This is a genomic window from Rhizobium sp. C4 (assembly GCF_021026315.1).
Taxonomy (GTDB): domain Bacteria; phylum Pseudomonadota; class Alphaproteobacteria; order Rhizobiales; family Rhizobiaceae; genus Ensifer_A.
On record NZ_JAJNCX010000002.1, the window covers coordinates 573,943 to 598,829 of the forward strand.

The window sequence follows — 24,887 nt, forward strand, 5'->3', positions numbered from 1 at the left end:
GCAGTCTCCTTCAAGCCGCTTGGCGGTCTTCTCACCCTGCGGGTTGCAGCCGTCTGAAAAGGCCGTCGCGATAGAGCAAGACATCGCGCTCGGCCGTCGAGATCGCCCGCACGCGCCCGAGATAAAGGTTATGGCTTCCCGCATCGACACGGCTTTCGACGTCACAGTCAAGGCAGGCGACCGCATCGTCAAGAACCGGGGCGTCGCTGAGCAGGCTGCTCCAGCCGCTCTTGGAAAACAGGGCGGCGGTGCCGCTCTCCGGGCCGGAGAAGCTGCGGGCGATGGCATGCTGTTCGTCCGCCAGCAGGTTGACCGCAAACTGGCCGCTCGCGTCGATCAGGCCGGCGACCGCCGAGCCCTTGTTGAGACAGACGAGAAAGGTCGGCGGATCGCTGGAGACGGAACAGAAGGTCGTTGCCGTCAGGCCGCCGATATCGCCACCGTTCGCGGCCGTGACGATGGCGACGGGCGAGGCGATCTGCCGAAGCGCGCGCTTGAAGTCAGTGCCGCTGGCGGGCGTATCCACATCCGCGCTGCGCTTCGGAATCTCGATTGAGTTCGCTTTCCTGCCGCGCGTCATGCGACCGCCTTATGGTGCTCTGCACCCGCCGCGACGATCAGCGCATCGAGCGGAACCGCACCGCGACCCTTGGGCAGGGCGAGAACGGGGTTGAGGTCGATGCTGTCGATCTGCTCCGCATGGACATGGGCGAAGATCGAGAGGCGCGACAGGAGATCGGCCAGCGCGTCGAGATCGGCAGGAGGCGCACCGCGCACACCCTCCAGCATGGCAAAGCCGCGGATTTCGCGGATCATGCGATGCGCCTCCGCCTTGTCGAAGGGCGCGACCCGGAAGGTAACATCCTTCAGTACTTCCACGAAGACGCCGCCGAGGCCGAACATCACGACGGGGCCCATCGTGGGATCGGTGAAGGTGCCGGCAATGGTTTCGACGCCGCCGGAAATCATCGGCGTGAGGATCACGCCCTCGATCCGGGCGTCCGGCGCCTTGGCCCTGACGCGGGCGAGCATCGCGCTCATGGCGGTGCGCACCTCGTCGGCAGTTTTCAGGCTCAGCGCCACGCCGCCGACTTCCGTCTTGTGCGGCAGGTCGGGGGAGGAGATTTTCATCACCAGCGGATAGCCAAGCCCGTCCGCGACCGGGCCGGGGTCGGCCTCGGGCGTCACCAGCCGTTCCGGCGTGAAGCTGATGCCGGCCTTTGTCAGGATCGATTTTGCCTCGTGCTCGGTAATGGCGCGGGCCGGGATATCGGCCGGGGCGGGGCTTGCGGGCGCGACATCCGCCGCCTTGGCGAGATCGAAATTCTGCCGGAAGCGGACGAGTGCGCCGAGCGCATGGGTCAGCGCCGTGCCGTCCTCATAGACAAGGAAGCCTTTCTCCTCGTAGGAGCGCATGACCTCGGCGGGTGCGGACATGGTCAGGCATTTGATCACGTCGTCCTTGTCCGACACGGCATCTTCCAGCGCCTTCCGCAGCATCGGGCCGAAGGTCGGGCTTGCCGGGCCGCTGCCGAAAATGCCGGTGAACATGTCATAGCCGCCCTTTTCCAGCATGGTGCTGATGAAACGCGTCATGACGGGAAGTTCAGTGAGAGCCTGCGCGGTCGCATCCACCGGATTGACCGGCGAGGCATAGGGCAGGATTTCCTTCAATTCGCCCTGAGCGGTCTCGGGCATGGGGGCAACGTCGAGCCCCGCATCGGCTGCGTCGTCGGCCATCTGGATGCCGAAGCCGCCGGAAAGCGTGAAGATGCCGAGCCGGCCGGTCTTCGGGAAAATGCCGCGCGAGGCCGCATAGGCGATGTCGAGCTGTTCGGCGGTCGTGTGGGCACGATGCACGCCATATTGCTTCAGCACGGCATCGAAGACGGCGTCCGAGCCGGCCAGCGCCGCGGTATGCGAGCTGACGGCATGGGCGCCGACTTCCGAGCGGCCGACCTTCATGAAGACGATTGCCGTTTCGCGCCGGCGTGCGGTCTCCAGCGCATCGATGAAGGCGTCGCGGTTCCGGATGCCTTCGGCGTAAGCCATGACGACATTGACGCCGTCCTGATCGACGACCCAGCGCAGCGCTTCGGCGACGTCGATGTCGCATTCGTTGCCGGTCGTTACCCAATGGCTGATGCCGAGCCCGCGCTGGCGGGCGAGGTGGGTGATATGCGAGCCATAGGCGCCGCTCTGGGAGACGACGGAGACCGGGCCGGGTTCGATTAGGCCGGTGTCGAGGATCGCCGAAAAGGTGCCGTAGTAGTTGGCGCGGGCGTTGAAGACGCCGAGGCAGTTGGGGCCGAGAACGCGCATCCCCGCTTCGCGGGCAATGTCGGCGATCTCGTTCTGCATCGCGCGGCCTTCTTCCGAGGTTTCGGCAAAGCCGGCGGAAAAGACGATGGCCGAGGAGACGCCGCGCTCCGCGCATTCGCGCACCGCTTCAACGGTGGCGGCGGCAGGTACGGCCAGGATGGCCACATCCGGCGTTGCCGGCAGGCTGGCAATCGACGGATAGGCCGTGAAGCCCTGCACATTGTCGCGGTTGGGGTTCACGGGATAGATCGCGCCCTTGAAGCCGCTTTCGCGCAGGTAGCGCAGCGGCCGGCCGCCGATGCGGGCGGCATTTTCCGATGCGCCGACAATGGCGATGGAGCGGGGATCGAGAAGGGCGGAAAGCGTGTCTGTCATGTCTCGTTCCTTGCGGCTCAGTTCTGGCCGAACCGGGTCTCGGGCAGGCCTTTGACGCCCAGGCCTTCGATGGCATAGAGGCAGCCGGCATGCGGATGGCGGGAAATGGCGCGGCCGGAGCCGGAATTCTTGATCGACGTCACATAGAGCGTCGAAAGGTCCGGTCCGCCGAAGGCGAGGCACGATGGCATGTCGGTCGGCGCGGCAATCAGCCGGTCGAGGCGGCCATCCGGCGCAAAGCGGGCGATGCGGCCGACCTGCACGAGGGCCACCCAGAGGAAGCCTTCCGCATCCACGGTTGCGCCATCGGGGCCGGAGGCAAAGATCTCGGTATCGGCAAACATGCGCGGCTCGGTCAGCGGCTCGCGATTGTCGCCGTATTTGTAGGCCCTGATCTTGCGGTCGAGACTGTCGGCAAAATACATCGTCTCGCCGTCGGGGCTGAAGCAGAGCGTGTTGGCGATGCGGATGCCGTTGGCCAGCATGTCGGTCTCGCCGTTCTCGCACAGCCGGTAGAGCGTGCCGCGCGGATCGGCATGAATGCCCATCGTGCCGCAGAGATAGCGGCCGAAGCGGTCCACCTTGCCGTCGTTGAAGCGCACCAGCGGATCGGTCGGGTCCGGCACGAAGCGGGGGGTGAAGGCACCGGTTGCAAGGTCAAGGCTGTAGAGGCCGTCGAAAAGGCCGCAGATCAGCGTGTTGTTCATGCCAAGCCCGATGGAGCCCACCATGGACGGCGCTTCCCACTGGCCGAACTCGCCCGTTTCCGGTGCGTGATAGCGGACGAGGCAGGAAACGCTGTCGACCCAGTAGATGCGGCCGGTCTCGCCATCCCAGACCGGGCTTTCGCCGAGATTGTCGGCTGTTTCGCTGATGCGGACGCGGGTGATGGACGGGACTATCGTGGACATCTGGTCTTCCGGAAGAAAAAAATTGCCGGCAGCTGCGTCGCAATCAAGCGGGCCGCCGCCGGCATGGGAGGAAGCGTTGTTACTTCTTCAGCGCGGCGCAGGCGCTTTCGGAGACCGGACGCCAGGCGTCTTCAGCGGCGATCGTGCCGGTGATCTCGTAATAGTCATAGGCGCCCTTGGACTGTTCGGGGGTCTTGATGCGGGCCGAGTAGAGCGGACGCATGACCTGGCCGTCGTCGCGGATCTTGACGTTCTTCATCTCGAAGTCGTTGATCGGCAGTTCCTTCATCTTGGCCATGACGGCCTCGCCATCGTCGGAACCCGCAGCCTTGACGGCTTCGAGATAGTGCTTGATCGCACTGTAGGTGCCGGCCTGGGCTTCGTTCGGCGCGCGGTTGTTGAAGGCGGCCATGAAGCGCTTGGCAAAGGCGCGCGTCTCATCGTTGGCGTCCCAGTAGAAGGGCGTCGAGAGCTTGACGTTCTTCAGGATCTGCAGGCCGATGCCATGCGTCTGGTTCAGCAGAAGGCCGAGCGGAACGAGGCTCTGTCCGCCTTCCGAAAGGCCGAATTCCTGTGCCTGCTTGATCGCGTTGGCAAAATCGGAGCCGGAGTTTGCGAAGGCGACAACCTTTGCGCCGCTGGCCTGCGCCTGCAGCAGGAAGGACGAGAAGTCTGAGTTGTTCAGCGGATGGAGAACCGAGCCGACAACCTTGCCGCCGGCGGCTTCGACGAACTTCGTCGTGTCAGCCTGCCAGGCCTTGCCGAACGCGTAGTCGACGGTCACGAAGAACCAGGTCTTCAGGCCTTCGCCAACCAGCGAATTTGCGGTTGCCTTGGGCAGCGAATAGGTGTCGAGCACCCACTGCGTCGTCATCGGCGAGCACTTGTCGTTGGTGAAGGCGGATGAGGCGGTGCCGGCGAGCATGTAGGGCTTCTTGCGCTCCTTCATGATGTCGGAGACGGCGAGCGCAATCGAGGAGGCCGAGCAGCCGACGATCGTGTCGACGCCTTCCTTGTCGACCCACTTCATGGCAGCGGCAACGCCGACATCGGGCTTGTTCTGGTCGTCGGCGACAACGAGTTCGATCTTCTTGCCGTCAACGGCGCCACCTGCATCTTCGATGGCGAGCTTGGCGGCGGCAACGGAGCCGGGGCCGCAATTGTCGGCATAGGGACCGGACTGGTCGTTCATGATGCCGATCTTGATGACATCGCCGGAAATCCCGGCAGCGGATGCCTGGATCGGCGCCGACAGGATGGTGGCCGCCAGAAGGGCTGCGGATGTCGCTTTGAATGCTTGCATGGTCTCTCTCCCATTGTGCCCGCCGGTCCTCCAACCGTTAAGCGGGCGTCTTCCTCAAGATTTCAGCCGCGTGATGCGGTCATGAAAATGCGTATGTAATGCCGCCATCGACGAACAGAATGTCGCCGGTGATGAAACTTGCCTCTTCGCTCGCCAGAAACACGGCGGCGTTGGCGATATCGTCCGGTGTGCCGAGACGGCCGAGCGGCACGCGCTGGCGCCGCCGTTCCCAGGCTTCCTCGCTGACGACGAGATTGGCGCCCTCGGTGGGGGTCGAGCCGGGCGCAATCGCGTTGACGCGAATGTTGCGCGGGCCGAACTCGGCTGCACCCGAGCGTGTCAGGCCGGAGACTGCCGCCTTGATGGCACTGTACATGATGCCGTTTTTCATCGCGAGAACGGATGACGGCGAGCCGATATTGACGATCGCGCCACCACCTGCTGCGGTCATGTCTTCGAGCACGGCCTGATAGCCCCAGACGACGCCCTTCAGCCCGACATCGATCATTCGGCCGATCATATCTTCGGTCTGCTCTTCGAGCGGTCCGTAGCGGTTCCACATGGCATTGTTGACGAGGATGTCGACGGGGCCGAATTCGGCGCGGAGCTTCGAAACGGCGTCGAAAAGGTCTTGTCTTTTTGCGACATTGCCGGTGATCGCAAGCGCCTTGCCACCGGCGGCGCGTATCGCCTCGGCGGCGGGCTCGGCAACCTCCGGCTTGAGGTCCAGAACGCCGACGGCTGCACCTTCGCGACCGAAGGCTTCACAGATTGCACGGCCAAGACCGCGACCGCCACCGGTCACAAGGGCAACTCTTCCCGCCAGTCTTTGCATCTTTATTCACTCCCTGCCGGACGGCTTGGCGCCTTCCGGTTTCCTCCAAATTCACGCACGAGAACTCCTCCCTCGTGCGGCATTCAGCGATCACAAAAATCACTGTCGCTCTTGACTGGACCCACTGTGTCACGCCAACTGTCATCTTAACAATCGCATTTCATACGTGTGGTTCATATTCATGAATGTGAAACCGCAACTCTCTGGGAGGAGAGCCAAGTGCAGACGTCACAAGTCAAGTCCGCCATGCGGGCTTTGGAAATTCTTGAATTTTTCAAAAGGGTTAGGCAGCCGCGCGCGATGTCGGAAATTGCCGCGGCGCTCGGCTATCCGCAGTCGAGCACGACCGTGCTTCTCAAGACGCTGATCACGCTGGGCTACCTGAATTTCGACCGCCGCGAGCGGCTGTATTTTCCGACCGTCAAGGTGACGTCTCTGGGCGACTGGGTGCCGCGCGCGCTCTTCGGTTCGGGCCGGGTGATCGAGGCGATGCGGGACGTTCATGCGGCGACCGGCGAGACGGTTTCGATCAATACGAAAAACGATATCTATCTGCAATATGTGCAGATCGTGCAGTCGGTCCATGCGCTGCGCTTCCATGTGGACGAGGGCGCGATGCGGCTTCTGACAGAGTCGGCCGTGGGCTGGCTTCTGATGTCGACGATGCCGGACGACAAGATCGACAACGTCATCCGCCGTGCCAATATTGCGACATCCAAGGCGGCCGACCGCGTGAAGGTCGGCGACATGATGGCGAAGATCAAAACCATCCGCCAGCAGGGCTATTGCTCGGTCGAGAACCTGCCGTTTCTGGGCGGCGGGACGATCTGCGTGCTGCTGCCGGTGACGATCCAGGGCCAGCCGGTCGTGCTGGGTCTCGGCGGTGCGCTGGAGCGGATTCGCCAGAACCATGACCGCTATCTCTCCGTCCTGCAGAAGGCGGCGAAGACCGTTGTTCCGAGCGATCCATTCGACCAGCCGGTCGAAATCGAATTCTGAAACGGCGAGGGCGGCATTCAAGCCGCCCTCATTTGGTTAGAACCGGGAAGACCTCAAGCCGTCGCCTGGACTTCGGACTTCGCGGCCGGCTTTTTCCACTTTGCCATCAGCGCTGCGATCTCGCCGACAAAGCCGCGGCGGAAGAAGACGATGACGACGAGCAGGATCACCCCTTGCGCGATCAGCGCCCATTCGCCGAGGCCGGCGAGTTCGTCATTGAGGATGACGACGATCGCGGCGCCGAACATCGGGCCGCTCAAGGTGCCGAGCCCGCCGAGCAGGGTCATCAGGATCACTTCGCCCGAGATCGGCCAGGAAGCATCCGTCAGCGTTGCGAACTGGAAGACGGTCGCCTTCAGCGCGCCGGCAAGACCGGCAAGCGAGGCGGAAAGGATGAAGGCGAGATACTTGAACTGCTCCGGCTTCATCCCCAGCGATTCCACCCGCGGTTCCTTGTCCTTGATGGCACGCAGGATTTCGCCGAAGGGCGAATTGACGATGCGGTAGAACAGGAAGAGCGCGAGCGCCGAGACACCAAGAACGACGTAGTAGAAGTGGAAACTGTCCTTCACGTCGATGAGACCGAAGAGCGCGTTGCGCGGAATGCCCTGCATACCGTTTTCGCCACCGGTAAAATGCGCCTGCAGCAGCACGAAATAGACGAACTGCGAGAAGGCGAGCGTGATCATCGCGAACTGGATGCCGGCGCGCCGGATGGCGAGCAGGCCGACCAGCGCTGCCATGACGGTCGAGACCAGCATGCCGCCGAGGAGCGCCAGTTCCAGCGAGATCGGCGAGGACTTCAGCAGCCAGCCGGTGATGTAGGCGGACGTGCCGAAGAACATGGCATGGCCGAAGCTCAACAGGCCGGCATAGCCGAGCAGCAGGTTGAAGGACGAGGCGAAGATCGCAAAGCACAGGATCGTCATCAGGAGCACCGGATAGACATAGACCGGTGCGATGAGAGCGGCGACAAGAGCAAGCGCTGCGATGAGGAGTTTCTTGTTCATCTCGTTCTCCTCAATTCGACTTCATCATGCCGTCAGGACGCCACATCAGCGCTGCGGCCATGAAGACGAAGACGACCATGTTGGCGGCTTCCGGATAGACGATCTTGGTCAGTCCCTCGACAATGCCGAGCAGATAGCCGGTGATGATCGCACCCGAAATCGATCCCATGCCGCCGATGACGACGATGGCGAAGACGACGATCATCACGTTCGAGCCCATGGAGGGCGAGACCTGATAGATCGGGGCCGCCAGTACGCCCGAAAGCGCGGCAAGACCGGCGCCGAAGCCATAGGTGAGCGTGATCATCTTCGGCACGTTGATGCCGAAGGATTCGACGATGGACGGCATTTCGTTGGCGGCACGCAGATAGGCGCCGAGCCGGGTCTTTTCGATCAGGAACCAGGTGCCGAGGCAGGTCGCGACCGAGAAGACGACGACCCAGAGCCGATACCAGGGGAGGAACATGAAGCCGAGATGCACGCCGCCCTTGATCGGGCTTTCATAGGGAATGCCCGTCGCGCCATAGCGCTGGCGCACCAGTCCCTCGACGATCAGCGCGATCGCATAGGTCGCGAGCAGGCCGTAGAGATGGTCGAGATTGGCAAGCGGCCTAAGAAGCAGGCGCTCCAGGATCATGGCGAAGGCCGCCACGATCAGCGGCGCAATCACCAGGGCAGCCCAGTAGGACACGCCGAAATTGGTGAGCAGGAACCAGGCGGTGAAGGCGCCGATCATGTATTGCGCGCCATGCGCAAAGTTGACGACATTCATGAGGCCGAAAATGATGGCAAGGCCCATGCTCAGGAGCGCATAGAAGGACCCGTTGATCAGGCCGAGAAGCAATTGGCCGGCAAGCAGCTGGACGGTCATTCCTAGACTCCCAGATAGGATTGGATGCGCTCGGGCGCGCGCTCGACCTCTTCGGCCGTCAGGATATCGGCGACCTCGCCGTGTTCGATGACGACATGCCGGTCGGCGACCTTGCGGGCGAAACGCAGATTTTGTTCAACCAGAAGAACGGTATAGCCACGCGCCTTGATCTTCAGGATCATGTCGCCGATCTCCTTGACGACGACGGGCGCGAGGCCTTCGCTGGGCTCATCGAGCAGCAGAAGACGCGAGCCGGTGCGTAAGATTCGGGCGAGCGCCAGCATCTGCTGTTCGCCGCCGGAAAGCTTCGTGCCCTGGCTTCCGGCGCGGCGAAGCAGGTTCGGGAAGATTTCGAACACTTCCTCTTCCGTCATCCCGCCGGGTTTGAGAACCGGCGGCAGAAGCAGGTTTTCGCGCACCGACAGCGAGGAGAAGATGGCGCGCTCTTCCGGGCAATAGGCAATGCCCTTGCGGGCGATCTCGAAGGTGCGCTTGCCGATCAGTTCGTCGCCGTTGATGCGGATCGAGCCGGTGCGCTTCTGCAGGATGCCCATGATGGCGCGCAGCGTCGTGGTTTTCCCTGCGCCATTGCGGCCGATCAGCGTCAGCAGCTCGCCTTCGCGAACGTCGAAATTGATGCCGTGAAGCACCTTGGATTCCGCGTACCAGGCATGCAGGTTTTCGACCGACAGCATGGCGGGGGCGGCTCCGGGGGTGGCGGATGATTTCAGGACGGGCTCACGCATCCTCTTCTCCCATATAGGCGGTGCGCACGAGCGGATCGCGCGAAACGGCCTCGTAGCTGCCATCGGCAATGATCTGGCCGTGCTGAAGCACGGTCACGCGGTCGCAGAGCGTGGAAACGACAGAAAGGTTATGCTCGACCAGAAGCACGGTGCGGCCTTCCGCGACCTTGCGGATGAGGCGGGTGATCGGCTCGATATCCTCGTGCCCCATGCCGGCGGTCGGCTCGTCGAGAAGCAGCAGGTCCGGCTCCAGCGCCAGCGTGGTGGCAATCTCCAGCGCGCGCTTCTTGCCGTAGGAGAGTTCCGAGGCCAGCAGATCGCGGCTGCCGGCAAGGCCGACCTGATCGAGGAGTTCGCCGGCACGGGCGTTGAGATCCTTCACCGCGGCGATCGAGCGCCAGAAGTGGAAGGCCTTGCCATAGGTCGCCTGCAGCGCCACGCGGACATTTTCGAGAAGCGTCAGATTGGGGAAGGTCGCCGAAATCTGGAAGGAGCGGACAAGGCCGAGACGCGCGACATCGGCCGAGCGGAGCGCCGAGATATCCTTGCCGTTGAAGCTGATGCGGCCGGAACTCAGCGGCAGCGCCTTGGTCAGCAGGTTGAAACAGGTCGTCTTGCCGGCGCCATTCGGCCCGATCAGTGCATGGATCGAGCCGCGCCGGACGGCCAGGCTGACATCGTTGACGGCGAGAAACGCGCCGAAGCGGCGCGAGATATTCTCCGCGACCAGAATATTGTCCGCCGAACTGGCAGCGGTTGGCGCGCGCGCAGGCGCTGCGACTTCAGACACGTCGGTCTCCTCCCATTCCCTTTTTCATCCGGCCGCGCGCTCCTCTTGTACGGCCGGATGTTGCTTCCTGTTTTACGCAATTCCGGACGCGAAACCGGCTTCCGCTTTCGCTGGAATTGCTTATCCCGGCAGGCCGAGAACGGCCTTGGCGAGAATGTTGCGCTGGATTTCGTTGGAGCCGCCGAAAATCGCCGGCGCGCGGGAATCCAGGAACAGGTTCATCGCGTCGACATCGCCGTTTTCCGTCTCCAGATCGTCGTTGTAACGCGATTCCTCACCGGCCAGCATCAGCATTTCTTCGGTAATGCGCTGATAAAGCTCGGTATTGAAGATCTTCAGCATCGACACATCAGCGCCAAGCTCACCGCCGGAGCGCAGGATCTTGGCAAAGCGTTCGAAGCTGGAGCCGAGATCGTAGAGATCGAGGCGCAGCTTGGCGTAGCGCGACAGAAATGCCGGATCGTCGAAGGCGCCGCGGCTGGTCGCGAGCTTTTCGAGCCGTCCCAGCGCATATTCCGGCCGCGTCGGCGCGCCGAGGAAGATGCGCTCATGGCCGAGCACGGACTTGGCGAGCGTCCAGCCCTGGTTGACCTCGCCGACGAGGCGGTGGGCAGGCACCTTCACACTGTCGAAGAAGACTTCGCAGAAGTCCTTCTCGCCGCGCAGGTTGGCGATGGGGCGAACGGTGACGCCGGGCAGGGACATGTCGACCAGCAGGACCGAAATGCCGCGCTGTGGCTTTGCTTCCTTGTCGGTGCGCACCAGAACGAAGATCCAGTTGGCGCAATGCGCCAGCGTCGTCCAGATCTTCTGGCCGTTGACGACGAAATGACCGTCTTCCAGAACGGCGGAGGTGCGCAGCGAGGCAAGGTCCGAGCCGGCATTGGGTTCGGAATAGCCCTGGCACCACATGTGCTCGCCGGAGAGGATTTTCGGCAGGAATTCCGCCTTCTGCTCGGCGGTGCCGTACTGGATCAGCAGCGGGCCGACAAGGCCGATGCCGTGGTCGGGAATGCGCGGGCAGCCGAGGCGCGCCCATTCTTCCACATAGATCATGTGCTTCGCCGGGTTCAGCCCCATGCCGCCATGTTCGACCGGCCAGACCGGCGAGAGCCAGCCCTTTTCGGAGAGCGCCTGATACCAGTCCTTGACCTCTTCATAGGTCGGGCGCTGCTTGCGCATGTAGCGCAGCTCGCTCGGGCAATTGTCATCGACCCAGTCGCGGAAGATCTCGCGGAATTCCTCGTCGGGCAGGCTGTTCCAGTCCGTCTGCATCATGCTTCGTCCTTGAAGACGGCCGGGCGCTTTTCGATGAAGGCGCGCATGGCCTCCTTGGAGTCCTCGTGCCGGGTCATTTCCACCGTCAGGTTCTGCTCGAAACGATAGCCATCGCGCAGCGGCATGGTCTCGACCGTGTTGATCGCGCGCTTGGCAAGGCTGAGCGCCTTCGGGCTCTTGGAGGCGATCGAGCGGGCGATCTTCATCGCCTCTTCCATCAGCTGGTCGAGCGGAACGCAGGCCTCGATGATGCCACGACGATAGGCTTCCTCGGCCGGCAGGCGATAGCCGGTGAGAATCATGCGCCGTGCCAGCGAGTGTGGGAAGATGCGCATCGTGTGGCGCGCGCCGCCCATAAGCCCGATATCGATCTCCGGCAGGGCGAAGAAGGCGTTGTCGGAGGCAAGGATGATGTCAGCATTCGTCACCGGGCCCATGCCGGCGCCGAGCGCCGGGCCGTTGACGGCGGCAATCACCGGCTTGTTGCATTCCATGATGCAGTTGGCGACTTCGCGGGTGCGGCGCAGATGCCGATAGGTCTCGCCCTTGATCTCGCCGACATTGCCGCGCGACTTGATGTCGGCGCCGGCGGAGAAGATCTTGCCCTGGCCGGTGATGATGATGACGCGGACATCCGGCGTATCGTTAAGCTCGTCGAAAACCTCGATCAGCTCTTCGGTGAACTCGCGCGAGTAAGCGTTGACCGGCGGGTTGGTCATGGTGACCACGGCGATGTGGTCGGCAATTTCGGTCTTGATCAGATTGTTTTGCATGGGGTTTCTCCCGAGCGCCGTCAGGCGGCTCGCTCCTCGATGACGAACTGGCGGCGCAACTGTTCGGCCTGGCCGAGCATGCCGCCGAGATTGATGGCGCGCTTCAGGTAGAGCCCGATGTCGGACTCGTCGGTAAAGCCCATGGCGCCGTAAAGATGGATGGCGCGCCGCGCGATCAGCGAGGCGGCATCAGAGGCGCGCGCCTTGGCGGCGAGCACGGCAAGGCGTGAAGCCTTCTCGTCTTCGCCTTCCAGGAACTCGATGGCGTTGACGACGGCGGCGGCCGCCATTTCAGCTTCCGACCAGAGATCGACCAGACGATGCTGGATGACCTGGAAGGAGGCGATCGGCTTGCCGAACTGGACGCGGTTGACCGTGTATTCGCGCGCCATCTCGAAGGCCCGGCTGGCAATGCCGGACAGTTCGGCGGAAGCGGCAACGCGGGCAAGGTCGATCGCCTTCGCGACGGTCTTTGCGTCCGCGCCGTCGATCAGGCATTTTTCGGGCGCGACGCGGCAGCCTTCCAGAACGAGGATCGAAAGCGGCGTGCCTTCAACACCTTCCTTGTCGGCGCGGCTAAGGCCGGTGCAGTCCGAGGGGAGGCTGAGCAGCAGCGTCTTGCCGTCGACTTCTGCCAGCACGATGAAATCCGTGGCGGAATGCGCGGCTTCAACGAACTCGATATGACCGTCGAGGCGGATCACATTGCCCTCGCGCCGGCCATTGAGGCGGACGAGGTGGCCATTGGCTTCGATGGCGGGCACCACAATCGCGCTGCCGGCGATCAGCCCTTCGGCAAGACGGCTGCGTTCGGCGCTGTCGGGAGCAGCGGCGAGCAGAAGTGAGGAGAGCACGGAGGCCGTCGTCATGGGCGAGGGGATCAGCGCGCGGCCGAGCGCTTCGCTGATGATCGCCTGGTGGCGGATGCCAAGCCCGGCGCCGCCGAGTTCTTCCGGCAGCATGAGGCCGAGCCAGCCGGCCTCTGCCATTTCGGTCCATTGCGCGGTGTCCATGTCGCGATGATCGCCGCGCAGCGCGCGGACGGTCTTCGGACCCGGGCGGTTTTCGGCAAAGGCGGCCACGCTGTCGCGCAGCATCGCCAGTTCGCCGTCTTCGTCATCCATGACCATCTGAGGCATGGTTGCTCCTTTTCAGTCTCCGGCGGACGAACGTCCTGCCGATATGCTTCAGGTGTTGAATGTAAAGTCGCGGAATTGCTCGCGAAGCTTGTTCTTCTGCAGCTTGCCGGTGGCGGTGTGCGGCAGCTCGTCGACAAAGACGACGTCGTCCGGCAGCCACCATTTGGCGACGCGGTCGGAGAGGAAGTCGAGGATTTCCTGCTTCTCCGGCTCGGCCTGCGGCTTGCGGATCACGAGCAGCAGCGGCCGTTCCTGCCATTTCGGATGGGGCAGGCCGATGACGGCGGCCTCCTGTACGGCGGGATGCGCCACAGCGGCATTTTCGAGATCGATGGAGGAGATCCATTCGCCGCCGGACTTGATGACGTCCTTGGAGCGGTCGGTGAGGCGGATATAGCCTTCGCGGTCGATGCAGGCGACGTCGCCGGTGGCAAACCAGCCGTCCTCGTCCAGAACCTCGCCGCCTTCGCCCTTGAAATAGCCGGCTGTGACCCAGGGGCCGCGTACCTTCAGGTCGCCGCTCGTCTCGCCGTCATGCGCCAGCGGCTGACCATCTTCGTTGGTGATGCGCAGTTCCACGCCATAGATGGCGCGGCCCTGCTTGGCGCGAATGGTGATCTGCTCTTCGATCGGAAGATCGCGATGCTTGGGCAGGAGATTACCGATGGTGCCGAGCGGGCTCGTCTCGCTCATGCCCCAGGCATGAAGGGTCTCCGCGCCGAGAAGATGGTGCAGCTTCTCGATGATGGCGCGCGGCGCGGCAGAGCCGCCGATGACAACGCGTTCCAGTTTGATGCGGCTGAGATCGAGGCCGGGTGTTTCCTCGATATATTTGAGGAAACCGAGCCAGACGGTGGGCACGCCGAGCGAGAAATTGCAGTTTTCTTCAGCCGCAAGCTCGAACAGGCTCTTGCCGTCGAGCCAGGGGCCGGGCAACACGACCTTCGCGCCGCACATGGCGGATGCGTAAGGGATGCCCCAGGCATTCACATGGAAAAGCGGAACGGCGAGCAGCACGCTGTCGCGGCTCGAAAGCTTGAGGCCGTCGGTAGAGCAGGCGGTGAAGGAATGCAGGAGCGTCGAACGGTGGCTGTAGAGCACGCCCTTCGGATTGCCGGTCGTGCCGGATGTGTAGCAGAGCGAGGAGGCTTCCGTTTCGGGGAACTGCGGCCAGTCGAGCTGGTCGTCCTGAGCGCCGATCACATCTTCATAAGCCGCACAGTCGCCAGCCTCGGCCGGCAGATGCGCGCTGTCCGTCATGGCAACGAAGCGCTCGACGGTGCCGAGATGCGGCCTGAGCTTGCCGATAAGGCCGGCAAAGGTGATGTCGAAGAAGAGAACCTTGTCTTCGGCGTGATTGACGATGTACTCGATCTGCTCAGGGAAAAGCCGCGGGTTGACCGTGTGGAGGACTGCGCCAATTCCGGAGACGGCGAAATAGAGTTCCATATGGCGATGCGTGTTCCAGGCCAGCGTGCCGACGCGGTCGCCGGGCTTCACGCCCATGGCCACAAGCGCCTTGGCAAGCTGCTTGGCGCGGCTGCGGATCTCGCGATAGCTGGAACGAACGGTCGTGCCTTCGCAGGTCCGCGAGACGATCTCGGTGTCCGGATGATAGGTAGCGGCATGCTCGATCAAGGACGAAATCAGCAATTGCCGCTCCTGCATAAGAGCGCGCATGGAACCTCCCAATTCAAATTACCAGGCGATGCTCCCGACACCGCCTTCATGTTGTCCAAACAGTCACAAGGGACGGCGCGACTGTCAAACAAAACTCATTTGCGAAGTTAGAATTCACCAGTGTGAAGTTTGCGGGTTCGTCCGCATCCGATCCGGCCGCGTAAATCCGGCCCGACCGCCTGCAAACACAGGCAAATTCACAGATGTGAAAGATGACCTTTTATGTGTATTGCTTTTGACGGGAGGGAAGTCGCGTTTCTATTTTGTGTTCCGCTCAAGTGGGAGGAGCACATGCAGAATATCAACGCCGCCGTCCAGGAATTGCTCGACCGTGAGGCGATCCGCGATTGTCTCTATCGCTATTGCCGTGGCGTCGATCGCGCCGACGAGGATGCATTGCGCTCGGCCTATTGGGAAGATGCGATCGACCGGCACGGGCCCTATCAGGGAAGTGCTGCCGGCTTCATCGAATGGGCGCTGAAGGCGCTGCCGGGTTTCGAGCGCAGCATTCACCAGATCACCAATGTTCTCATCGAGTTCCAGCCGGACGGCGCGGCGGTGGAGTCGCAGTTCACCGCCTATCAGCGTGCGCCGAACGCCGAGGGGGTCATGCAGCAGTTTCTGCTGATGGGCCGTTATGCGGACTGGTTCGAGAAGCGTGGCGCCGAGTGGCGGGTCAAGCGCCGCACCGTCATCTATGACTGGGTGGAAGAGCAGCCTCTGCCTGCCGAAAGCGAGGCCGAACGCTTCGGCGTACGCCAGCCGATCGGGGGCAAGAAGCCCGACGATGCGGTCTATGAACTCCTGTCATCTGCGGCTGTGCGGCGCGCCGTCACCGCATAAATTATTCGTTTTTGACCAATACCGACGACAGAATTCATGTATTCTCCCCAGCATAAACGAAGGCCATAAGGCCATCAGGGGAGCGTCGAGGAATGAAATATGTCGTCGATACTGTAGGGGATCTCTCGGGCGGTGACGCCTGGCAGACCGCTGTCACGGAAACCTATTTTCCGCTGGATACCGAATATCGCAACCGGCGCGAATTCAGAGGCGCGCTGGAAACTTGGTCGCTCGGCATGGTCGGCGTGTCGCGGGTGCAATGCGACGGCCTGCTTTATCGCCGCCACCGCAAGCATTTCCTCAACGAGCGGGATTCGAGCCTTCTCGTCACCATTCCGATGATGAGCGAGGTGAATTTCTCGCAGGGCTCGCGGACGGTGAAATGCCAGACGGGCGGGTTCCTGATCGAACGGGGCGATGCGCCTTACGAATTCTGGCACGGCAAGACCAACGATCTCTGGGTGCTGAAAGTGCCCTCGGCGAGCGTGCGTTCGCGCATCGGCTCGGCCGATCGCCTGAGCGCGTTGAGCTTTGATGCCACGCAAGGGGTTGCAGCCCTCTTCCTCGATACCGTGCGGCTGACCATCGAACGTGCGCCGGAAATCAACGAGGCGGCGCGGGAACTGGCCGGCAAGCACATTCTCGACATGCTCTGCCTTTCGATCGTCAGCGATGACCGGGTGCTCGACAGCAATGTCTCGCCGATCCGGGCGAGCCACCTGCATCGTGCCGAGCAATATATCCGCGACAACCTGAAGAACCCGGACCTTGGGCCGCATTCGGTCGCGGACGCCTGCGGCATCTCGCTGCGCTATCTGCAGGGTCTTTTCCAGGACAGCGACAAGTCGATCAACAGCTTCATCCGCGATTGCCGGCTCGACCGCTGCGCCGAGGACCTGACGGCGCTGACGGCCAAGGGCACGATTGCCGAGATCGCCTATCGCTGGGGCTTTGCCGACCAGTCGCAATTCTGCAAGCACTACCGCACCCGCTTCGGCTGCTCGCCCTCCGACACCCGTCGCCAGGCGATCAGCACGCCCGACATGCCGCCACCCGGCCGCGTCCGCCGGAACTGATGACGGCCTGATACAATTCAAAGTTGTTCAATATTGAACCGGTTCCCCACGGGGAACCGGAACGACCCCTCGCGTCTATCGGACGCCCATCTTGAGGAACCAGCATGAGCAAGACCAGAGTCGCCGTCGATGTCGGAGGAACCTTCACCGACATCTGCATCATGGACGAGGAGAGCGGCGCGATCCGCATCGAAAAGACGTCCTCGACGCCGCATGACCCGATGCAGGCGATCCTGAACGGGATCGAGCAGGCGAAGATCGACCTGTCCGAGGTCACGATGTTTTCGCATGGCACGACGGTTGCCACCAATGCGCTGATCACCCGGCGCATCCCGCGCACGGCCATGGTCTGCACCGAAGGTTTCCGCGACGTGGTGGAAATCCGCCGCTCCAACAAGGAAGATCTCTGGGACACCTACAAGGATGTCGCCAAGCCCTACGTTCCGCGCCGCGACCGCCTGACGGTTCTGGAGCGCGTCGATGCCGACGGCAAGGTGATGACGCCGCTCGACGTTGCTGGTGCACGCCGCATCGCGGAAATCCTGAAGAAGCGTGATGTGAAGTCCGTCGCCGTCTGCTTCATGAACTCCTATGTCAACGGCGAGAACGAGCGCCGGATGCGGGATATCCTGAAAGAGGTCATGCCGGACATCCCGGTCTCCATTTCTTCGGAAGTCATGCCGGAGATCTTCGAGCATGAGCGGTTTTCGACCACGATGGCCAACTCCGTCTGCGCGCCGGTCGTGGTCGACTATGTCTCGCGGCTGGGTGAAAAGCTGGCAGAGGGCGGCTACCAGCGCGACCTCTTGCTGCTCCATAGCGGCGGTGGCGTGATGACGCCGGCAAGCGTCAAGGAATTCTCGGCGCGTCTGGCCGGTTCCGGCATTGCAGCAGGCGCGATTGCCAGCCGCTTCATCGGCAATCTCTGCGGCTTCCCGAACTCGATCGGCTTCGACATGGGCGGCACGAGCACGGACGTGTCGCTGGCCTATAATGGCGAGCCGCGCATCACCAAGGACTGGTTCATCGAATATGGCTACCCCATCCGCTTCCCCTCGATCGAAGTCCTGACCATCGGCGCCGGCGGCGGCTCGCTGGCCTGGCGCGACGAGGGCGGGTCGCTCCGCAACGGTCCGCAATCGGCCGGCGCCTATCCGGGACCGGCCTGCTACAAGAACGGCAACAAGACCGCGACCAATACGGACGCCAATGTCGTGCTCGGCCGCCTCGGCACCAGCCTTGCCGGAGGCAAGATCACGCTCGACCCTGAACTGGCGCATGAGGCCGTGCAGGACACCGTGGCCGGTCCGTTCAACATGGGTCTGCACCAGGCGGCCGAAGCCATTGTCGCCGTTGCCAATTCCAACATGGCGAATGCCGTTCGCCTTCTCTCGATCAGCCGTGGTTATGACCCGCGCGATTTTGCGCTTGTCGCCTTCGGCGGGGCCGGCGCGCTGCATGGCGCGGCGGTCGCCAAGGAACTCTCGATCCCGACCGTCATCGTGCCGCCGAACCCCGGCGTCACCTCGGCGCTCGGCTGCCTGCTGGTCGATGTCCAGCACGATTTCTCCGACAGCTTCATGACCAATGCTTCGACCGTGGCTCCGGACGAGATGGAAGCAGCCTTCGCCAAAATGGAAGCGCAGGCCGTCGAGCGTCTGATCCACGAGGGCGTGGCGCGCGAAGACATGACGCTCATGCGCTCCGTCGAGATGATGTATGCCGGCCAGTGGCGCTCGTTGTCGGTCTCGGCGCCTGCCAGGATCGTCAGCGTTTCCGATCTGGTCGAAGGCTTCCATGCCGAGCATGAGCGTGAGTTCAACTTCCGCCGCGATGAGGCCCCGGTTGCGATTTTCCGCATTGCGATCAAGGCGATCGGTACTGTGCCCAAGGCCGATATGCCGAAATTCGAGGTGAAGCCGCATACGCCGGCGCCCGTCTCGCGCCGCAAGGTCTGGTTCGATGCGGTCGCCCATGATGCGGCGATCTACGAGCGCGAAAATCTCGAAGCAGGGGCCGCCTTTGAAGGCCCGGCGATTGTCGAACAGTTCGACTCCACGACGGTCGTGCCGCCCGGCATGAGCGCGAAGGTCGATGCCTACATGAACATCCTCATTTCCACGAAAGGCTGAGCACCATGAACAAGATGACGAATGTCGGCGGCAGCCTCGACCCCGTAACCTTTGAAGTTCTGAAGAACTCCTTCATCACCTCCGTCGATCAGATGGCCGAGCAGATGCTGCGCACCTGCTATTCCTTCGTGATCTACAACCGCGACTTTTCCAACGGCCTGCATGACAGCGACGGCAATTCGGTCGCGCAAGGGAACCAGGATATCGCGGTGCATGTCGGCACGCTGCATTTCACCTGCAAGGACGTGATCCGCGCCTTCGAGGGCGAGATGGTGCCGGGCGACGTCTATGCCATCAACGACCCCTATGCCGGCGGCACACACTTTTCCGACGTGCGACTTGTGCGGCCCATCTTCGATGAGGATCACCTGATCGGCTTCTCCCAGTCGAACGGCCACTGGTCCGATCTTGGCGGCTCGGTTCCGGGCTCTTTCGACGTAACGGCGCGCGAAATGTTCCGCGAGGGCATGCGCATCACGCCGGTGCGGCTCTTCCACGGCGGGCGCTTCTGTGCCGACGTGGCGAACCTCATCGCCGCCCAGACCCGCGACCCGGCCTCGATCATCGGCGATATCCATTCGCAGTCGCAGGCAACGCAGGTCGCCGAACGTGAGCTGCTGCGTCTGGTGCGCAAATATGGTCGCGATCAGGTGACGCGCGGCATGCAGGAGGTGCAGGACTATGTGGAGCGCGCCGCGCGCAAGCGCGTCGCCGAACTGCCTGACGGCACATGGGAGACGGTGGACTATATCGACCGCGATCCGGCGACCGGCGAGGGGATGATCCCGATCCGCATCAAGATGACGATCAAGGGCGATACGATCCATTACGACTTCACCGGCAGCCATGCGACGATTGCGTCCATGTACAACTCAGCACCCGGCGCGACCTTCTCGGCTGTGGTGGCCGGCACGAAGACCTTCTTCCCCGATCTGCCGCTCAATTCCGGCTTCTACCGGATGATCGAGGTGACGGCGCCGAAGAACAGCGTCGTCAGCGCCGAATGGCCGGTCGCCGTCACCGGCTTCCTGATGCCCTTCGAGAAGATCATGAATGCGATCTTCGAAATGTGGTCGAAGATCATGCCGGAGCGGGCGATTGCCTGCGCCTTCAACCTCGAATATCTGCTCGCCGGCGGGCTTGATGCCCGCAAGCCCGAAAAGCCGATCTTCATGTTCTACGAATGGCTGCCCGGCGGCTGGGGCGGGCGCAACGGCAAGGACGGCGCGGATGTGACGACCGCCTGCTTCGGCACCGGCCTGATGTCGCAGCCGAACGAGGGCAACGAGCGCGTCAACCCGACCCATACGATCGAGTTCCAGATCCTGCAGGACTCGGCCGGTCCCGGCAAATGGCGCGGCGGCGTCGGCGTGCAGAAGACATCGCTGCTGCTGGAATCCGAAAAGGCCGTCATGTCCTATATCTGCGACCGCGAACGTGCCGTCGTCTGGGGCGTGGAAGGCGGACTTCCGTCCATGCCGCACGGTCTGACGATCAAGCGGGCGGGCGAGGAGAAGGAAACCTGGCTCGGCTCCGTCTTCTCCGACTACCCGGTCTTCTCCGGTGACCAGTTCGCAAGGCCAACGGCCGGCGGTGGCGGCTTCGGCGATCCGCTGGTGCGCGACCCGCAGAAGGTTCTGGTCGACGTGATTGACGACTATGTCTCGATCCGCCGCGCGGCGCTCGACTATGGCGTCGTGATCAAGGAAGTGGATGCCGATCTCTGCGAATACGAGATCGACGTAGCCGCGACCGATGCGCTGCGCGCCGACATGCGATCGAAGCGGGTTGGCTGGGCTCGGATGGACCCCGCCGAGGTGTCGCGCCTCTACAAGGCCGGCGAGATCGACGCGCTCGACGCCGTGCGCCGCTATGCGGTGATCCTCGACTGGGAAAGCGGCGAGGTCCTGCCGAAGACCACGGAGCAGTTCCGCGAGAGCTACGAGAAGCGGACCGTCGCCCATTGGGGCTGATCTTGAGAATGGCCGGCGGGGATGCTCCGCCGGCCATCTGTTTTTTCGATATTACAATCAAGAAATGACTATTTCACAGGGGCCTTCGCACAAGCGAAGATCGCTGCAATGCCGCAAAAGACGGCTGAGGAGAGGGGTGTTCGCATGGACATGAGAGATGGTCCGGAACGCATGTTTTTGTCCGCAGCCACCGTTGCGGAGGCTGTTGCCGCGCGCCGTGCGGGCGCAGCAGTGCTTGCCGGTGGAACCTGGACGATGCGCGATCCGCGGCGCGGCGTCAGCCTGCCGGAGAGCGTCGTTGCGCTTTCGCGGATCGCCGAATTGCAGCGTGTTGAGGTTCTGGACGGCGAAATCCGCATCGGCGCATCCGTCACCCATGCGGCCCTTGCCGGCGCGCTGAGCGGGCTTGCCGGCTTTGAAGGGCTCGCTGCCGCTGCGACCGGCGCTGCCAATCCCGCCATCCGCCGCGTTGCCACCGTGGGCGGCAATCTCTGTGCCATCGATTTCGCCGCCGCCGATCTCGTGCCGGCGCTTCTGGCGCTTGATGCCGGGATCGAGCTGGCACTGGCCGACGGGCCGCGCCTGCTGCCGATTTCCGATTTTCTCCGCGAGCGGTCCGAATTGCTGAAAACCGCGCTGCTGACGCGGGTGATCATCCGCCGCGATGTCGCTGCATCCGCGCATGTGCGTCTGCCGCTGCGCAAGGCGGGCGACTATCCGGTCGCCATCGTTTCGATCGCGCAAAGCACAGACGGCGCGATCCGCGTGGCGGTGGGCTCTGTCGAGCCGGTCGCCCGGCGCTGGAGCGCGCTTGAGGCAGAACTGGCCGGCAAGGCACTCACGCCCGAAGAGGCGCAGGCGCTCGCCGAAAAGACCAATGATTTCATCGGCCGCGACGGCATCGAGGCCGAAGGCTGGTATCGGCGCGAGGTGTTGCCGGCGCTGGTGCGCCGCGCCTTTGCGGCGCTTCAGAAAGGCGGTGCAGCATGACGGTGACCTTCCAGCTCAACGGCGAGCGCTGCCGTTTCCACGACGACCCGATGACGCCGCTCTTGGATGTGCTGCGGCGCGAGCAATTCCTGACCGGGGCTAAGGGCGTCTGCCGCGAGGGGTTCTGCGGGGCGTCCACGGTGCATGTCGATGGCGAGCCGGTCATGTCCTGCCTGAAACCCATAGGTCTCGTGTCCGGTTGTTCGGTGACGACGATCGAGGGGCTGAGTTCGGGTGATCAGGCGCTTGATCCCTTGCAGGCGGCATTTGAAGCGGCGGATGTCGTGCAATGCGGCATGTGCTTTCCCGGCATGGTGATGAGCCTTTCCGCCTTCGTGCGCGACAATCCGCATGCGACGCGGCCTCAGATCAAGGCGGCCATGTCCGGCAATATCTGTCGTTGCACCGGCTATGAGCGGATCATCGACGCCGTGGCCGATCATCTGGAACGGCAGAAGGCCGACGTGCTCACCAAGGAGGCGGCCCATGTCTGATCTTTCGACCACCGTCATGGACCTGCCGCGCCGCGACGCCCGCGACAAGCTGCGCGGCCGCACCCGCTACACGGTCGACCGCGTTCGCCCGGATATGCTGCACGCCGTGCTCTTGCGCTCGAATGTGCCAGCGGGCCGTATCGTCAAGCTCGACATCTCGGCGGCGCGTGAGGCACCCGGTGTCCGCGCCATTGCCACCGGCCACGATGCGCCGGGGCTCTACGGCATCGGTATTGCCGACCATCCGCTGCTGGCCATCGACACAATCCGCTATCATGGCGAACCCATTGTCGCGATTGCCGCCGAGACGGAGGCGCAGGCACGCGCAGCCCTTGCACTTGTCGTGCTGGACATCGAACCCGTCGCTCCGGTGCTGACCATGGGCGAGGCGTTGGCGAAGGATGCGCGGCTCGTTCACGAGGGCTGGCGCGACTATGAAGTCCTGACCGAAGGCGGCGCGCGCGACGGCAATATTGCCTGGGAAGCGCGCACCACGCGCGGCGATGTGGAGGAGGCCTTCGCCCGGCCAGACGTGACGATTGTCGAGACCACGATCCGCGTCGGCCGGCAGAGCCATGTGCCCTTCGAGCCGCGCACGGCGATCGGCTCCTGGGAAAACGGCCGCGCCCATATCGAGACCTCGACGCAGGTGCCCTGGACGGTGCGCAATGTCACCGGCCGCGTGCTGCAACTGCCGCCCGGCCGCGTGCGCGTCACCGTGCCGCCGGTCGGCGGTGGCTTTGGCCTGAAATTCGACGCCACGATCGAGCCGATCACGGCCTTGCTTGCCCGGATCACCGGGCGCACGGTGGTCATCGAAAACAGCCGTCAGGAGGAAATGGCGACCTGCCTTTGCCGCGAGAATGCGGAAATCCTCATCCGCTCCGCCGTCACGGCCGATGGCGAGATTGCCGGTCGCGAGGCGGTCGTGCTGATGGATTGCGGGGCCTATGGCGGCGAGCAGATTTTCCTCTCCACCATGACGGCCCATACGCTCGGCGGCAATTATCGCGTCGGCGCGATGCGTCTCGTCAGCCGCGCGGTCTATACGAACACACCGCCGAACGGGGCGTTCCGCGCCTGCAATGGCGTCTACAACACCTTCGCGCTGGAACGGCACACGGACGAGATTTGTCAGGCACTTGACCTCGATCCGCTCGCGTTCCGCAAGAAGAACGTGCTGGGCGACGGCGATCTTGGCGCGACGGGACAGGTCTTCGACGGCGATGTGCTGAAGCCCATGCTGGAACGCATGGACACGCTTCGCGCCACCACCGGCACGCTGGAGGAAAAGGCCGATGGCCGGCTCTATGGCCGGGCGACGACGGTCGGCACATGGTTCGTCTTCGTCGGTCCTTCGGCGGCGACGATCAACATGAATGCCGACGGCAGCGCCACGCTCGTCACCTCCGGTGTCGAGATCGGCTCCGGCACGATGATGCAATCGCTGCCGCAAATGGTGGCGGGGCAGTTGGGGCTTTCGCCGGATCAGGTCGTGGTGCGGGAAGCCGATACAGATTCCGCCGGCCTCGATGTCGGCGTCGGAGGCGGGCGCACGACCGTCTCAATCGGCGCGGCCAGCATCGGGGCTGCCGCGGAGGTGCGCGACAAGCTCTTCGGTTTTGCCAGCGAGTTGCTGCAGACACGACCGGAAGAGCTGGAACTTGTCGGCGGGCGCGTCGCGATCAAGGGCCGGCCGGGGTCCGGCATTGCGGTATCGACCGTGGTCCAGCATGCGCAGACAGTCTCCGGCCCGATCACGGGCACGGGGAGTTTCACCGGCAAAGGGGTTCCCTCCATGTCCGGCTGCGCCTTCGGCCATTTCATCGAGGCGCTGGAAATCCCGATCTTCGTCGTTCATGAGGCCGAAGTCGCGGTCGATCCGGATACCGGCCATGTCGAGGTTCTGGCCTATCGCGTCGTGCAGGATGTCGGCCGCGCGCTCAACCGTCGTGCCATCATGGGCCAGATCCAGGGCGGCGTCGTGCAGGGGCTGGGCTATGCCCTGCATGAGGCCGTGACGATCGCGCCGGATGGGCGCATCCGCGAGGACGGGTTCGAGACCTATCGCGTGCCGCTCGCAGGCGATGTCGTGCCGGTCGTCGCCGACCTTTACGAGGGCGCGCCGTCGAGCGGGCCGCTTGGTACCAAGGGGGCGGGCGAAGTGCCGATCCTCGGCGTTGCCGCGGCCATCGGCTGCGCGGTCGCCAATGCGACCGGCAAGCCGGTACGCGAACTGCCGTTGACGCCGCCGCGCGTTCTCGGCCTCCTCAAGGGCCGCGAGACATCGCCCGAATTCCCGCATATCGCCGCCTCTTTCGAGGCCAACACGCTGGCCTGACAAGGC

General features: G+C 63.4%; 21 protein-coding genes. 8 read left to right on the plus strand and 13 right to left on the minus strand.

Annotated features, from left to right (window positions below; translation table 11 throughout):
- Positions 1 to 31: 31 nt before the first annotated feature.
- From LQK84_RS06170 to LQK84_RS06190, 5 genes are all read right to left on the minus strand, one after another.
- The gene (locus LQK84_RS06170) at positions 32 to 580 is read right to left on the minus strand and encodes a flavin reductase family protein (protein WP_230827808.1); all 549 of its coding nucleotides are present in this window, start codon (positions 578 to 580) and stop codon (positions 32 to 34) included.
- Positions 577 to 2,697, minus strand: a complete 2,121-nt coding sequence (locus LQK84_RS06175) for an acetate--CoA ligase family protein (RefSeq protein ID WP_230827809.1) — start codon at positions 2,695 to 2,697, stop codon at positions 577 to 579. Before LQK84_RS06175 ends, LQK84_RS06170 begins: the two co-directional genes overlap by 4 nt.
- 17 nt (positions 2,698 to 2,714) lie before the next feature.
- The gene (locus tag LQK84_RS06180; protein WP_230827810.1) at positions 2,715 to 3,608 is read right to left on the minus strand and encodes an SMP-30/gluconolactonase/LRE family protein; all 894 of its coding nucleotides are present in this window, start codon (positions 3,606 to 3,608) and stop codon (positions 2,715 to 2,717) included.
- 79 nt (positions 3,609 to 3,687) lie between these two features.
- A complete protein-coding gene (locus tag LQK84_RS06185) occupies positions 3,688 to 4,911 on the minus strand; it encodes an ABC transporter substrate-binding protein (RefSeq protein ID WP_230827811.1) in 1,224 nt (407 codons plus the stop codon).
- 79 nt (positions 4,912 to 4,990) lie between these two features.
- Complete coding sequence (locus LQK84_RS06190; protein ID WP_230827812.1) at positions 4,991 to 5,746, minus strand: SDR family NAD(P)-dependent oxidoreductase; 756 nt, start codon at positions 5,744 to 5,746, stop codon at positions 4,991 to 4,993.
- Between the two features lie 246 nt (positions 5,747 to 5,992).
- Between LQK84_RS06190 and LQK84_RS06195 the strand changes: the two genes are divergently transcribed.
- Positions 5,993 to 6,745, plus strand: coding sequence for an IclR family transcriptional regulator (locus LQK84_RS06195; protein WP_269071850.1), 753 nt, complete (start codon positions 5,993 to 5,995; stop codon positions 6,743 to 6,745).
- Positions 6,746 to 6,798: 53 nt separating this feature from the next.
- On the opposite strand, the gene LQK84_RS06200 is transcribed toward LQK84_RS06195, so the two are convergent.
- The 8 genes from LQK84_RS06200 to LQK84_RS06235 all read right to left on the minus strand — a co-directional run bounded on the left by LQK84_RS06200 (position 6,799) and on the right by LQK84_RS06235 (position 15,032).
- Entirely contained in the window at positions 6,799 to 7,755 is a 957-nt protein-coding gene (locus LQK84_RS06200; RefSeq protein ID WP_230827814.1) for a branched-chain amino acid ABC transporter permease, read from the minus strand.
- Positions 7,756 to 7,765: 10 nt separating this feature from the next.
- Positions 7,766 to 8,626: a branched-chain amino acid ABC transporter permease gene (locus tag LQK84_RS06205; RefSeq protein WP_230827815.1), complete on the minus strand. Its 861-nt coding sequence runs from the start codon at positions 8,624 to 8,626 to the stop codon at positions 7,766 to 7,768.
- A gap of 2 nt (positions 8,627 to 8,628) precedes the next feature.
- Entirely contained in the window at positions 8,629 to 9,372 is a 744-nt protein-coding gene (locus tag LQK84_RS06210) for an ABC transporter ATP-binding protein (RefSeq protein ID WP_230827816.1), read from the minus strand.
- Positions 9,365 to 10,162, minus strand: coding sequence for an ABC transporter ATP-binding protein (locus tag LQK84_RS06215; RefSeq protein ID WP_442966891.1), 798 nt, complete (start codon positions 10,160 to 10,162; stop codon positions 9,365 to 9,367). The genes LQK84_RS06210 and LQK84_RS06215 overlap by 8 nt, the downstream gene beginning before the upstream one ends.
- A gap of 120 nt (positions 10,163 to 10,282) precedes the next feature.
- The gene (locus tag LQK84_RS06220) at positions 10,283 to 11,440 is read right to left on the minus strand and encodes an acyl-CoA dehydrogenase family protein (RefSeq protein ID WP_230827817.1); all 1,158 of its coding nucleotides are present in this window, start codon (positions 11,438 to 11,440) and stop codon (positions 10,283 to 10,285) included.
- Positions 11,437 to 12,213, minus strand: a complete 777-nt coding sequence (locus LQK84_RS06225) for an enoyl-CoA hydratase/isomerase family protein (protein WP_230827818.1) — start codon at positions 12,211 to 12,213, stop codon at positions 11,437 to 11,439. Before LQK84_RS06225 ends, LQK84_RS06220 begins: the two co-directional genes overlap by 4 nt.
- Before the next feature lie 20 nt (positions 12,214 to 12,233).
- Positions 12,234 to 13,352 carry an acyl-CoA dehydrogenase family protein gene (locus tag LQK84_RS06230; RefSeq protein WP_230827819.1) on the minus strand — a complete coding sequence of 373 codons (1,119 nt, stop codon included), beginning with the start codon at positions 13,350 to 13,352 and terminating at the stop codon, positions 12,234 to 12,236.
- A 48-nt stretch (positions 13,353 to 13,400) separates the two neighbouring features.
- On the minus strand, positions 13,401 to 15,032 hold the full coding sequence (locus LQK84_RS06235) for a long-chain-fatty-acid--CoA ligase (RefSeq protein WP_230827820.1): 1,632 nt from the start codon (positions 15,030 to 15,032) through the stop codon (positions 13,401 to 13,403).
- Between the two features lie 291 nt (positions 15,033 to 15,323).
- Here LQK84_RS06235 and LQK84_RS06240 point away from each other — a divergent pair, with 291 nt between their 5' ends.
- The 7 genes from LQK84_RS06240 (at position 15,324) to LQK84_RS06270 (ending at position 24,881) form a co-directional block, all read left to right on the plus strand.
- Positions 15,324 to 15,875, plus strand: coding sequence for a nuclear transport factor 2 family protein (locus tag LQK84_RS06240; RefSeq protein ID WP_230827821.1), 552 nt, complete (start codon positions 15,324 to 15,326; stop codon positions 15,873 to 15,875).
- Positions 15,876 to 15,967: 92 nt separating this feature from the next.
- Positions 15,968 to 16,951 (plus strand): helix-turn-helix domain-containing protein, encoded by a 984-nt coding sequence (locus tag LQK84_RS06245; protein WP_230827822.1) that lies wholly within the window; start codon positions 15,968 to 15,970, stop codon positions 16,949 to 16,951.
- 104 nt (positions 16,952 to 17,055) lie between these two features.
- Positions 17,056 to 19,083, plus strand: a complete 2,028-nt coding sequence (locus LQK84_RS06250) for a hydantoinase/oxoprolinase family protein (protein ID WP_230827823.1) — start codon at positions 17,056 to 17,058, stop codon at positions 19,081 to 19,083.
- 5 nt (positions 19,084 to 19,088) lie between these two features.
- On the plus strand, positions 19,089 to 21,056 hold the full coding sequence (locus LQK84_RS06255) for a hydantoinase B/oxoprolinase family protein (protein ID WP_230827824.1): 1,968 nt from the start codon (positions 19,089 to 19,091) through the stop codon (positions 21,054 to 21,056).
- 144 nt (positions 21,057 to 21,200) lie between these two features.
- On the plus strand, positions 21,201 to 22,046 hold the full coding sequence (locus tag LQK84_RS06260; RefSeq protein ID WP_230827825.1) for an FAD binding domain-containing protein: 846 nt from the start codon (positions 21,201 to 21,203) through the stop codon (positions 22,044 to 22,046).
- On the plus strand, positions 22,043 to 22,540 hold the full coding sequence (locus tag LQK84_RS06265) for a (2Fe-2S)-binding protein (protein ID WP_230827826.1): 498 nt from the start codon (positions 22,043 to 22,045) through the stop codon (positions 22,538 to 22,540). Before LQK84_RS06260 ends, LQK84_RS06265 begins: the two co-directional genes overlap by 4 nt.
- The gene (locus tag LQK84_RS06270; protein WP_230827827.1) at positions 22,533 to 24,881 is read left to right on the plus strand and encodes a xanthine dehydrogenase family protein molybdopterin-binding subunit; all 2,349 of its coding nucleotides are present in this window, start codon (positions 22,533 to 22,535) and stop codon (positions 24,879 to 24,881) included. The genes LQK84_RS06265 and LQK84_RS06270 overlap by 8 nt, the downstream gene beginning before the upstream one ends.
- Positions 24,882 to 24,887: the final 6 nt, after the last annotated feature.